General features: G+C 61.3%; 16 protein-coding genes. 8 read left to right on the top strand and 8 right to left on the bottom strand.

The genetic code is table 11. From position 1 onward, the window contains the following. Window positions 1–30 precede the first annotated feature (30 nt). From RLDS_RS35125 to RLDS_RS35105, 5 genes are read right to left on the bottom strand one after another with little or no spacing between them, the layout of a single operon-like run. The gene (locus tag RLDS_RS35125) at window positions 31–432 is read right to left on the bottom strand and encodes a hypothetical protein (RefSeq protein ID WP_040603674.1); all 402 of its coding nucleotides are present in this window, start codon (window positions 430–432) and stop codon (window positions 31–33) included. 17 nt (window positions 433–449) lie between these two features. After that, complete coding sequence (locus tag RLDS_RS35120; protein WP_021225125.1) at window positions 450–1,316, bottom strand: alpha/beta fold hydrolase; 867 nt, start codon at window positions 1,314–1,316, stop codon at window positions 450–452. Then, window positions 1,313–2,407, bottom strand: a complete 1,095-nt coding sequence (locus RLDS_RS35115) for an alkene reductase (RefSeq protein ID WP_140041725.1) — start codon at window positions 2,405–2,407, stop codon at window positions 1,313–1,315. Before RLDS_RS35115 ends, RLDS_RS35120 begins: the two co-directional genes overlap by 4 nt. An 11-nt stretch (window positions 2,408–2,418) precedes the next feature. After that, window positions 2,419–3,156, bottom strand: a complete 738-nt coding sequence (locus RLDS_RS35110; RefSeq protein ID WP_021225123.1) for an SDR family NAD(P)-dependent oxidoreductase — start codon at window positions 3,154–3,156, stop codon at window positions 2,419–2,421. Continuing rightward, a complete protein-coding gene (locus RLDS_RS35105; protein ID WP_021225122.1) occupies window positions 3,153–4,007 on the bottom strand; it encodes an NmrA family NAD(P)-binding protein in 855 nt (284 codons plus the stop codon). Before RLDS_RS35105 ends, RLDS_RS35110 begins: the two co-directional genes overlap by 4 nt. 96 nt (window positions 4,008–4,103) lie before the next feature. Between RLDS_RS35105 and RLDS_RS35100 the strand changes: the two genes are divergently transcribed. The 3 genes from RLDS_RS35100 to RLDS_RS35090 all read left to right on the top strand — a co-directional run bounded on the left by RLDS_RS35100 (window position 4,104) and on the right by RLDS_RS35090 (window position 6,704). Next, window positions 4,104–5,054 (top strand): LysR family transcriptional regulator, encoded by a 951-nt coding sequence (locus RLDS_RS35100; protein WP_021225121.1) that lies wholly within the window; start codon window positions 4,104–4,106, stop codon window positions 5,052–5,054. Between the two features lie 110 nt (window positions 5,055–5,164). Continuing rightward, complete coding sequence (locus tag RLDS_RS35095; protein ID WP_021225120.1) at window positions 5,165–5,839, top strand: type IV toxin-antitoxin system AbiEi family antitoxin domain-containing protein; 675 nt, start codon at window positions 5,165–5,167, stop codon at window positions 5,837–5,839. A 4-nt stretch (window positions 5,840–5,843) separates the two neighbouring features. Further along, a complete protein-coding gene (locus RLDS_RS35090) occupies window positions 5,844–6,704 on the top strand; it encodes a nucleotidyl transferase AbiEii/AbiGii toxin family protein (RefSeq protein WP_021225119.1) in 861 nt (286 codons plus the stop codon). A 138-nt stretch (window positions 6,705–6,842) separates the two neighbouring features. Here the strand turns inward: RLDS_RS35090 and RLDS_RS35085 are convergent, their stop codons facing one another. Next, window positions 6,843–7,052, bottom strand: a complete 210-nt coding sequence (locus RLDS_RS35085; protein ID WP_152528015.1) for a hypothetical protein — start codon at window positions 7,050–7,052, stop codon at window positions 6,843–6,845. A 208-nt stretch (window positions 7,053–7,260) separates the two neighbouring features. Here RLDS_RS35085 and RLDS_RS35080 point away from each other — a divergent pair, with 208 nt between their 5' ends. The 5 genes from RLDS_RS35080 to RLDS_RS35060 all read left to right on the top strand — a co-directional run bounded on the left by RLDS_RS35080 (window position 7,261) and on the right by RLDS_RS35060 (window position 9,799). Continuing rightward, the gene (locus RLDS_RS35080) at window positions 7,261–7,503 is read left to right on the top strand and encodes a type II toxin-antitoxin system prevent-host-death family antitoxin (protein ID WP_031297651.1); all 243 of its coding nucleotides are present in this window, start codon (window positions 7,261–7,263) and stop codon (window positions 7,501–7,503) included. After that, on the top strand, window positions 7,500–7,961 hold the full coding sequence (locus RLDS_RS35075; RefSeq protein WP_021225116.1) for a PIN domain-containing protein: 462 nt from the start codon (window positions 7,500–7,502) through the stop codon (window positions 7,959–7,961). The genes RLDS_RS35080 and RLDS_RS35075 overlap by 4 nt, the downstream gene beginning before the upstream one ends. Beyond that, window positions 7,958–8,872 carry a nucleotidyltransferase gene (locus RLDS_RS35070; RefSeq protein WP_021225115.1) on the top strand — a complete coding sequence of 305 codons (915 nt, stop codon included), beginning with the start codon at window positions 7,958–7,960 and terminating at the stop codon, window positions 8,870–8,872. Before RLDS_RS35075 ends, RLDS_RS35070 begins: the two co-directional genes overlap by 4 nt. Window positions 8,873–8,918: 46 nt before the next feature. Then, entirely contained in the window at window positions 8,919–9,194 is a 276-nt protein-coding gene (locus RLDS_RS35065; protein WP_021225114.1) for an HU family DNA-binding protein, read from the top strand. Between the two features lie 221 nt (window positions 9,195–9,415). Continuing rightward, a complete protein-coding gene (locus RLDS_RS35060) occupies window positions 9,416–9,799 on the top strand; it encodes a hypothetical protein (RefSeq protein ID WP_021225113.1) in 384 nt (127 codons plus the stop codon). Between the two features lie 25 nt (window positions 9,800–9,824). Here the strand turns inward: RLDS_RS35060 and RLDS_RS0127835 are convergent, their stop codons facing one another. Continuing rightward, entirely contained in the window at window positions 9,825–10,271 is a 447-nt protein-coding gene (locus RLDS_RS0127835) for a helix-turn-helix domain-containing protein (RefSeq protein WP_021225112.1), read from the bottom strand. 239 nt (window positions 10,272–10,510) lie between these two features. Beyond that, window positions 10,511–11,086 (bottom strand): RNA polymerase sigma factor, encoded by a 576-nt coding sequence (locus RLDS_RS35055; protein ID WP_021225111.1) that lies wholly within the window; start codon window positions 11,084–11,086, stop codon window positions 10,511–10,513. Window positions 11,087–11,420: the final 334 nt, after the last annotated feature.

Below are 11,420 nucleotides of genomic sequence, written 5' to 3'. Positions count from 1 at the left end.
ATATATTTCAGACAGAAAGGGCAGTCATGGCTAGACATGCTTGTCGAACTCAAGCTGCCGCTCGGCCGCGTTCGCGGAGTCGTCAGGGCTCAGATTGAACGCGAGCCTCGCCTGCGGCGCTGCGGTGTGGATGACGTTCATGACCACCTCGAACATCTCCGTCTGCTTGGGCACGATCCGGAGCCCCGCACCGATGACGATGATGTCGAACACGCGCCGCCCGAGCGCCTCACTGATCTGATCGCGCGCCGTGTCCTTGGTGTCGAGATATACGAGACAGGCGGTGTAGCCCTTGCCGCGCAGGTCATCGAGCGACTGCTCCAGCCCCGCCTTGATCTTCTCCGGGGTCAAGCCCTCGGGGATCGCCGGGTCAGAGAAATCCATATTCTCGGGCGTCTCGCCAACGATGAGGATATTTTTCGGTTCAGCCACGTCGGCCTCCTGCTGCATTAATTTTGGGAGAAAAATTCTGCCAGCGCGACCGCCGTTGCCTGCGGGTTCTCGTCGCCGAGCCAGTGGCCGGCGGCGGGGATGACGGCGGTCGACAGGTCGGACGCGGCGTCGCTCCAGAACCGCTCCAGCATCGGTCCGGCGTGCGATGCGCCACCGACGGCCAGGACCGGGATCGCCAGTGGCATCTTTCTGAGCGCCGCGTTGTCGTCCGCGTCCTGGAAGATCGAGGCGTAGTATCCGGCGCCTGCACGCAGCACTCCCGGACGCGACAGGCTGCGCGCATAGGCGGCCATATGCGCTTCACTCACGACGAGCGATCCGGTGTGGCTCTCGTGCCAGAAGAACCATTCCAGTAGCGCGCGCTCGCGCCCCGCGAATAGCCATACTGCAACGTCGGGCGCGGCGAAAACACCGAAGTGCCAGTTGGAGTCCGCGCCCCAGCCCGGCCGCGGCGTCATCGCCTGCTCCAGGCCAAAGCCCGCGAGGACAAACTCCATCACCGCAAGTCGCCCGACCCTATCGGGATGATCGCGGGCGAAGGCGACCGCGACGCCGGCGCCGAGATCATAGCCGGCGACGTGCGCCTGCCTGTAACCAAGTGCATCGAGCACCCTTGCCAGGTCGCCCGCGAGCGCAGCCTTGCTGTAGCCGCCATCCGTCACCGACGAAGCGCCCATCCCGCGCTGGTCGGGTGCGATGACCGTGAAGTTATCGGCAAGGCGCGGTGCGATCGCGTGCCACATCAGGGAATGCTGTGGGAAGCCATGCAGAAGGACTACCGGCGGCCCGGCACCGCCGACCCGCACCGCGAGCACCGCATCGCCCACGTTGACGCGGACCGTCGAGAACTCGTCCCAGGTCATCGCGCCGCTCCGGTGGCCATAGTTGGATAGTCAGTGTAGCCCTCTGCGCCGACACCGTAGAACGTCGACGGATCGGGTTTGTTGAATTTTTCGTCGTCCACCTCGAAGCGTTCGACGAGATCGGGATTAGCGAGAAATGAGACGCCATAAGCCACCGCGTCGGCGTCGCCGGTCTTGATGGCGGCCATGCCCTTGGCCTTATCGAACCCGGTGTTGACGATGAAGGGTACGCTGGTCATCGGTCGGAAGGTCTTTGCGACGGCGGCGATCGCGACGCCATTCTCGCGATCCTTGGCGTTGGGTTCCAACATCGTGAGGCAGCCGATCCGGCGCTCGTCGAGTTCGCGGACGACATGACCGAAGGTCGAGAGCGGATCGCTGTCGCCCATGCCATAAAGTGAGATAGAAGGCGCAAGCCGCACACCGACGCGCTCGATCGCCCAGGCGTCAGCCATCGCGTCGACGGTATAGAGGATCAGCCGCGCTCGATTTTCGATGCTTCCGCCCCAGTCGTCGGTGCGCTTGTTGCTGACGTCCTGCAGGAACTGGTCATGGAGATAGCCATTGGCGGCGTGCAACTCGACGCCATCGAAGCCCGCGTCGCGCGCGTTACGCGTGCCTCGTGCGAAGTCGGCGATGATCGCGGGGATTTCGTCGGCCGCAAGCTCGCGCGGGATCGGGAAATCGACCTCGCGATCGGGGAATTTGAATTTGCCATCGGCCGGCAGCGGCGACGGCGCGACCGGCAAAGCGCCCTCGCGCATGTCGGGATGGGCGACACGGCCGCAGTGCCAGAGCTGGCAGTAGATGCGCCCGCCCGCGGCATGGACCGCGTCGGTTACGATCCGCCATCCTTCGATCTGGTCCTCGCGCCAGATGCCGGGGCCGTTGATGACGCCCCTGCCCTGTTCCGACACGGCCGTGCAGTCCGTGACGATGAGTCCGGCTGCCGCGCGCTGGGCGAAATACTCGCCCATCAGCGGGGTCGGTACGTTGTCAGGCGTCGCGCGCGTGCGCGTCATAGCCGACATCCAGATGCGGTTGGGGAGAAAGATACCGTGAAGGTCCATCGGGGAGAAGAGGTCGGTCACATCGCTTTCCTTCAGCTCATGTTCAGTCCACCGTCGACGACAAGCGTCTGACCAGTGATGAAATTGGCATCGGGCGAGGCGAAGAAGAAGGCGGCGCCGACCAAATCCTCGGGCTTTTCCTCCCTGCGGATCGCGCGCTTCTCGATTTGCGCTTCCTGGATCGCCTTCGGCAGCGCCTTGGCCGCGTTGGGAGTGACGGTGACGCCGGGCGCGATCAGGTTGACTGTGATGCCTTCAGCGCCGAACTCGCGCGCGAGACTGCGGGTAAGACCGAGCACGCCCGCCTTGGCGGAAACGTAATGCGCCTGGCCGGCGACGCCTTCGTTGACCGAAGCCGAACCGATGTTGACGATCCTGCCCCAGCCGCGTCCGGTCATCAGCGGAAGCATTGCGCGACACATCAGCGCCGTGCCCGTCAAGTTGATGTCGACGATCTTGCGCCAGTCCTCGACGCTCATCTCTAGGAAACCCTGAACCGGGTAGACGCCGGCGATATTGACGAGAACATCGACCCGCCCCGTCTTCTCACGCGCCAGTTCCGCAAGCGCGGCATTGTCGTTCTCGCTGGTTATGTCACTCGCCTTCACGATCAGACGGTTTACGGGGATCGCCTCGGATAGTTCGGCGAGCGCGTCTTCGCTGGTGTCGGTGGCCAGCACGGTATCGCCATTGGCGATGAAGCGCTCGACGAACGGCCGGCCCATGCCGCCCGCCGCACCCGTCACGACGACGGTTCGATCGGTCCTCATACAGTGGTTTCCCTGTCCGCAAGCTCGTGGAAGAAGGCGGCGAAACTCCGCGGCTCTCGGCCTAGGTTCGCGCGGCGAGTCAGGGTGTTGCCGCGGAGACCAGCCTCGTCGTAGTGGGCGAACATCGCCTGCATCGGTGCGGCCACGTTATCGATCGGGTCTGGATCGACGCGTTCGGCCCGGATCGGGCGGCCGAGCGCGTCCTCGATCAGTCGGGCGGCATCACGTCGATTGAACCAGCGCCCCGAGGGCAGTTCGAACGTTCCGTAAAGCAGGCGATCTTCGGTCAGCGCAATCGCCGCGACCTCGGTGACATCACGATAATCGGCCCGACTAAAGCGCGTCTCCACGGACGATGGCTCAGCGAGCGTGCCGATATCGACCACCTTGTCCCATCCGGCCGCAAAATTTTGGAAGTAGAGCGCGGGATGTAGGAAGCTGTATTTCATCCTGGCGTCGAGGATCGCCTCCTCGACCGGCGCCTTGGTGGCGTGATTGACCAGGCGGTTGATGACCGGGTGGACTGCCGATGAGAAGACGATCCACCGCACGCCGGCGTTGCGGGCCGTGGCCACAAAATCACGGCCGACTTTAGCCTTGCGCGGCATAAAAGCCGGTGCGGTATAAAAGACGCATTCAACGCCATCGAGCGCGCGAGCCAGGCTTGGCGGATCGGTTAGATCCGCGACCACAATTTCTGCGGCCCCTTGGTCGCGGATTCGCGCGGCATCGTCTTCGCTGCGGATCATGCCGCGTACATACGCGGCCCGCTTAGCCAAGGCGGGAACGACGTAGCCCGCAAACTTGCCGGATGCGCCCACAACAAGCGTTGGAGTTGTATTCATCATCATCGCTTTCAAGAATGCCTGCAGGAAGAACGATGAAACTCGGTCGAAGGATCGATCCGCTGAATGGACTCATTGTTCATCTAATGGAACAATGCGGTCATGATCGACCTCAATGATCTGCGCGTCTTCGACAAGGTTGCTGCTCTGAGAAGCTTCTCCGATGCAGGGATCGCGCTCGGGATGCCGAAGTCGAGCGTCAGTCGCGCTATCAGCAGACTGGAACAGGCGCTGCGCATTCGATTGTTCCAGCGCACGACGCGTGAGGTCGCCCTGACGCAGGCCGGCCAGTCGCTGCACGACAGGTCGCGTGACCTCCTCGCAGGTCTGGAAGATGCCGCTTCCTTTGCAGCCGGCCTCGCCGAGGCGCCGCGTGGCCGATTGACGGTCAGCGCTGGTATCGGGTTCGGCATCAACATTCTCGCGCGCCAGTTGCCGGGCTTTCTGGAGCGCTATCCGGATGTCAGGGTTTCGGTCGATCTTACCAGCCGCAATGCCGAACTGGTTTCCGAACAGGTGGACATCGCGATACGCATGGGACCCTTGGCGGATTCGACGCTGGTCGCCACCCGGCTCGGTACACTCTCGCAATATGTCTGCGCGGCCAAGTCCTACCTCGACCAACATGGCCGACCCGAGATACCCGGCGACCTGCTGTCCCATCAAATTGTCGATCTGTCGACTGGAACCGGACGATCGCGAAATTGGCGTCTGACGCGAGGCAATGAAAGCGAGACCATCGAACCGCCAGCGCGGGTCGAGGTCAACGATGTGCTGACCATCTGTGCGCTGGTCAAGCGCGGCGTCGGGATCGCCGCCGTAACAGCGTACCTTTGCGGAGACGACATTCTGGCCGGCCATCTCGAACGCGTGCTGCCGAATTGGTCGCTACCGCCGCTACCGGTCAGCATGGTCTTCCCGAGCCGTAGGGAGGTCTCCCCCGTCGTCCGGGCGTTTGTCGACTATATGAAGGAGGCAAACGGAGCGGGTGTCGAGTGGCTGTCCGATCCGCTGCGAGATAGTCTGGCGCGTCCTAGTTCGGTCGAAGGATGATCTTCGACGCCCCTGCTCGGCGAACTCGGCCCCTTCGGCACCAGCTTGCCAGAAGGCCTGCGATCATAAAATTCTTGAAACTTTCACAATTCGCAAGTATCTGGAATTTTATGAGTGTGCTGAGCTCGAGCCTGTCCGATGGGAAGCTTGCAGGCCGCATTTTTGATGAAAGGCAGTTGGCCGAAGCGATCGGTGGCAGCGATGCGCGCCGTTATGCGCTCGTAAACCGCGCGCTCAAAGACGGAACACTCATTCGCCTGAAACGCGGCACTTACCTCTTGCCGCGATCCGTCAGCGCCGAAACACCTCATCCTTTCGCAGTGGCGCAGGCTCTCCTTCCCGGCAGCTATGTTTCGTTCGAGACCGCCCTCGCCTATCACGGCTGGATTCCCGAGGCGGTGTATATCACTGCGAGCGTGACGCCTGGCCGCAAGACGCTCGAATTTGAGACACCGGTCATGGGGCGCTTTTCCTATCATCCGCTCGCCATCGAGACGTATCAGTTTCTGGTCGGCGTGGAGCGACTGAAATTGGGAAGCCTCACCGCATTCGTCGCCACTCCCCTGCGCGCGCTCCTCGATCTGGTGGCCCTGCGCAAGATCAGCTGGACGGACCTTGGCTGGCTCACAAGCGGTCTGCGTATCGATGAGGACCATCTGAAGTCGCTCACGGCTAGGGAATTTGCGATGTTCTGGGGAGTCTACAAGCACAAGTCGGTCAACGAGTTTCTCCGATCGGTCGAGCATGCCGTCGGGACCGGCGGCTCTCCGTCGCCCGGCGTATAGCGCGATGATTGACATGCTCCAGAAGAAGCTCCGTGACTACGGCGCCGCCAACGCCGTCGAGGAGGAGAATGCGATGAAGGAGATCATCCAGGAGATCGCTCTCTATGCTCTTTGGCGGGCCGACTTTTTCGACGTCGCTCTTTTCCAGGGCGGCACGAGCCTGCGGATCCTGCATGGCCTCCCGCGGTTCTCGGAGGATCTCGATTTCCTTTTGCGGGAGCCCGACGCAACGTTCCGATGGTCACCTTATCTCATGGCGCTGATCGACATCTTCGCCCAGTTCGGGCTCAAGCTCGAAGCGCAGCCGAAGGGAAAGATGGACAGGGCCGTGCGCGAGGCTGTCCTGAAGAACGATTCGATTGCGACCCAGCTCAACCTGCGTTTTGCAGGCTCGAACCGCGCCAGGACGATCAAGATCAAGCTCGAGATCGACACCAATCCTCCGGCGGGCTCGGGAGAAGCCACGACCTTTCTCGACTTCCCCGCCGATTACGAGGTACGACACCAGGATCTGCCATCAAATTTCGCGCTCAAGATTCATGCCTTGCTCTGCCGGCCCTATCTCAAGGGCCGCGACTGGTTCGACTTCTCCTGGTATGTTGCACATCATGTGCCCCTGAACCTGTCTCTGCTCGCCGCCGCGCTGCAGCAGGCTGGCCCCTGGCAGGGTAGGCTCGATGCGGATTACGATGGCGGGTGGCTCGTCGATACCCTGGTCGAGAAGATAAGTTTGATTGACTGGACGGCAGCGGCGGGCGACGTCGCTCGCTTCCTGCGTCCGACCGAAGCGAAATCCCTCTCGCTGTGGAGCGAGCGGTTCTTTCACGCCAAGGTCAGTCAGCTTGCCAAAGACGGCATAAAGTAGACCCCTGAACTGGTCGTCATCCGGTCTTCCAGCGTCGAACGACCGCCGAGACCTGTGCCGAACCCTGATGAGACGCTGAAGTTCGTGCGATCGCTCGTCGGAGTTTGGCGGATTCGCTGCCGCGCGCAAATGACTACGTCACCGAACGCCGACCAGCCGGCGCCACCAGCTGCGGAAAAGCCCCTTCGTCGCAGGATGGCGCTGGATGCGCATGTGGACATCATCGCCCGGCGCGTCGGCCGGCGGGTCAGGGATGTCCCTGCCATGTCCCGCCACCCGGCCGCGTTCAACGGATGGCAGGTCGCCATCAAGAAACAGAGAGCCCTGGCGCGAATCGTTCCTCATCATGGCAAGACCATAAGCGATGCCGTCCGCGGCTTGAACATCGAGATTTGCGAAGCCGCGCCACGTCTTCGTGAGGTGCAAGAACGACTGACGCCCACTTTGAGGCGAGCGATCTGCCTGAACGCAAAAGATCGAGCGGCCACGTCGAAAATTCTTGCAAGTCGGCGCGCACGCGGTAGAGTAGGTAATATAACTATTTTTGGGCCGATCAATGGAACAGGCAGTCTCTGCGGCTGATGCAAATCGGAAGTTTTCCATGATTCTGCGCGGTGTCCGTGACGGCAACAGCTATGTCGTGACGAGTCACGGTCGCCCCGTCGCGCGGATAATTCCCGCCGATCGGGAAGAGGAAGCGACATCAGGAGCCCGTGCTGTCTTGCTTGCCCGCCTGGCGCGTCAGGACATCGTGCAGATCGGGCGCTGGACGCGTGACGAGCTTTACGACGAACGATGAAGATCGCGCTGGACACCAACATTCTTGTCTATGCCGAGGGCGTGAATAATCCCGCCAAGCGGGCAACGGCGATCGCGCTCGTACGCCTGCTTCCGATTCAAAGTACGGTCATTCCCGTGCAGGTTTTGGGAGAGTTGTTCACCGTCCTGGTACGGAAGGCCGGGCGCCCACCCGCCCAGGCGCGCGAAGCGCTTCTCGCTTGGCGCGATACCTTTCCCACCGTCGAGATCTCGGCCGACGTGATGCTCTCAGCCTTCGATCTGGAAGCCGACCATTTGTTGCCGACCTGGGACGCCGTCATTCTTGCGGCAGCGTCCCAGTCCGGCTGCCGCCTCCTGCTCTCCGAGGATTTGCGGGATGGCTTCACCTGGGGCGGCGTAACCGTCGCCAATCCGTTCGCGGAGGCACGTCATCCCCTCCTGGACGCTCTGTTAAATGGAGCAGTGGAAGTACCGTGAGGACAGAACTCGACCATCTGCCAGCCAACAAGCGGCGCCAACTCGATCGAGTGATCCAGATCCTGTTCGAGGAATTCGACGATGCGCATGGCCAACCGAACGGCCCGCGCAAGCTGGGCCGCATCCTCAAGATCATCCTGTACGGTTCATACGCGACCGGGCGCTGGGTTCATGAACCGCACACCAAGAGAGGCTATCGCTCGGATTTTGACCTGCTCATCATCGTCAACCAGAAGGAGCTGACGGACCGTCTGGAATATTGGGAAAAGGCGGCTGAGCGGATAGACCGGGAGACCATGATCCTCAACAGGCTGCGCACGCCGGTAAATTTCATCGTTCACACGCTGCAGGAGGTGAACGATGGACTGGCACATGGCCGTTATTTCTTCATGGACGTGGCGCGCGACGGTATCGCGCTCTACCAGGCCGATGACAGCGAATTGCACAAGCCAAAGCCAAAGACGCCGCAGGAGGCGTACGACATGGCCAAAACCTACTATGACCAGTGGTTCGGGCTGGCCGTATCATCGCGTATGGGATTTCAATTTTTCTATCAGGCCAAGCTGTACCCGGACGCTGCCTACAACCTGCAGCAGGCGTGCGAGCGGCTCTATTATTGCATTCTGCTCGTCTTCACCTTCTATACGCCATACAGCCACAACATCAAATTCCTGCGTCAGTTGGCGGAGAAGCTGTCGCCCAGGCTCATCGATGTCTGGCCGCGCGACAAGCGCAAACTTGAGGCGCGCTTCCTCAAACTCAAGGACGCCTATGTGAAGGCGCGGCATTCTGACTGGTTTCAGATGAACGACGAAGAGTTTACATATCTCTCCGAGCGGATTGAACTGCTCGGCAATGTCGTCAACGAGCTATGCCAGGAAAAACTGGCTGAATTGAAGGCAAGGATATAGAGGGCCAGTCTGGACCCAACCACATCAACACTATGGGAGTTTGTGCATGAACAACAGTGATCTTGCCGACGCGCTGGCCGCTGAGTCGGGGGTGAGCAAGGCCGAGGCGCGCAAAGCGGTCGATGCCGTATTCGCGGCCATCGCACAGGCTGCGGCCAGCGGCGAGGAGATCTCGCTCAACGGGTTCGGCAAGTTCAAGGTCAAGGAAACGGCTGCGCGCGAAGGCCGCAACCCAGCAACCGGTGAAACAATTCAGATTGCTGCAGCCAGGAAGCTGACCTTCGCCCCCGCCAAGGCGGTGAAGGACAAGCTGAACGCATGAACAGCTGGACCGGCAGCGTCTCTACACCCGCTGCCGGTCAGGAGCGCAAGACTTCGGGCGGCAAGCGACGCCAGCCACCCTGTTTCCCTGGGAGATTTGCACCGCGACCCACAGCTTTGCGCTAGACGCGGCTGTCGAACGCAAGCTCCAGCGGTCGGGAACAACGATATGCTACCGCGATACGAGGTGCTGGCGCGTTTGTCGAAAGGGAGGATAAGCCCGTGCCAGACGACGCAATTCCGGACCGGGCGGCACGTCGGATCGCCCTTGCCCTCGTCGAGCAATGTGTACGCAATAGCCGGCTTGAGGAGCTTCATGCGGGAACGGCGCCGGACAGCCTGTCGGGAGACTTCAGTGACGTAAAGGTGGTGACGCCTTTCGGCGAGATCCCCTGGTCTGAGCTCTCGCGCATTTCGGATGCCGAGATGAAGTCGCTCATGATCGAGATCGTCAATCGGGTCTATACCTTCCTGACCCACATGGAGGATCTCACCACATTGAGGGATTCCGCGCGCTGGGATCGCCCCGTTCATGATCCGAGGCTTCTGGAAACGGCTCTTCGCCGCGCCGCAGTCCGCAACGGCGAACGGGCCGACGACTGTTGAGCGTTCGCCTGGCGCTGTTCGCAGGCTAATCCAGCAGGAATCCACGCCGCCATCGTGCCGGTGTCGTCCCCTTTGCCTTGGCAAAGGCCTTCGTAAAATGGGGCTGATCCGTGAAGCCGCATTCGAGCGCGATCTGGGCGATCGGGAGCTGCGTTCCGGTTAGCAGGGCTTCGGCATGTTGAACACGTTTCTGAACGAACCAGGCATAGGGTGCGATGCCCACCGTGTTCGAGAATGCGCGGATGAAATAGCTGAGCGACAGCCGGCACTGGCACGCAAGATCGGGAACAGAAACGGCCCGGCTGAAATCGCGTTGCATGATCCCGGTGGCGAGACTGACCTGCCAGGGCGCCAGTATCGGCTTGGCGTCAGGTCTCGCATCCGCGCGCTCCAGGCACGTCCGTCTCCGCGCCGACGCGGAAGAAAGCCTGCGATCCGACAGTCGAGCACATAGCGCGACCTTCACGGTCATACGTTCCAAGCCGCCATGGCGACTCCTCGGGCGTATCGAAGCAGCCCTTTTCGCGCTGGGAACCTCAACGCGCTGCTTCCTCGATCACCACCCCTGGACGTTCTCGGGCACAATCCGTGACGTCAGAGGAGGAAATCCGTCCATTCCCGCGCCTCGACACCTGAGCGTAAGGAAAGGCGCCCCATTTTTTAACGGCCGTCGGCAGATGCGAAGCGAGGCTGGTTGTCGGAGGCGTCCTTCTATGATTTCGGTCGGCGAAGAACCTTGCGAAGCTGCACTTCGGCTCGCATAAGTTCCTTCTGCACCGATCGCTTGTGCAACCCGAATTCGAGGGCGATCTCTGCCTGGGATTTTCCGTCCCGCCAACGAGCGAGAAACACCTGCCGACGCCGCTGCGACATCCTGTGCAGCGCCGCAAACATATGCTCCATCTCAAGCCGGGCGATCGCGACCTGCTCGGGGTCCGGGGCAAGGTCGGGAACCAGCGCCAGGATGTAGTCATCGACGGTCGAGGTTCGCCCGTGGTGCCGGATGCTATTTTTCGCGAGATTCAGGCTCATCCGGTAAAGATAAGCCCGGTGATTCCGCACTTCTTTCACATCCGGTTGCGATCGCAGTTTCACATAGGCGTCGTGAAGTGCGTCTTGCGCCGCTTCCTGCGAACGCAGACGGTGTGACAAGCGATGCAGCAAGATGGGATAATCTGCTTCGAAAGTCGCCAGGAGCTTGGCGACGACGCTCTGGTCGAGATGAGAATCCCTTGATTCCTCCGCAGGTGAATCAATTCCCTGCCTGTGCCGGGAACCATCATCCATCTACGTTGTCCGGCAACAGTTTGAGATGTTGGACGCGACGTGAAACACCTATCACCCGTTTCCCCCGGTCATTGGGCATTGAACGAAACCGTTTGGGCGGATAAACCGAGGCCCCGCATATCCCTCGAGTGTACATGAAAGGTAGCGTGGCTTCGCGCCGCCATATTTCCGGCCGCGGGACCGCAACCCTTTGCCCCAGACAAGAAAATCATTCGCCAGCAAGATTCGTCCTCGGATCGTAACCAGCGACAGCCGGCCCGACAGCGCATCCAGCGCCGTTAACAGGGGCTGGCAAAATCCCGTGCCGACTGCCGACGGATAAGATCGGTCGATA

Origin of the sequence: Sphingobium lactosutens DS20 (assembly GCF_000445105.1) — a bacterium.
Lineage (GTDB): Bacteria > Pseudomonadota > Alphaproteobacteria > Sphingomonadales > Sphingomonadaceae > Sphingobium > Sphingobium lactosutens.
This window is presented reverse-complemented; position numbering and strand designations above follow the sequence as displayed.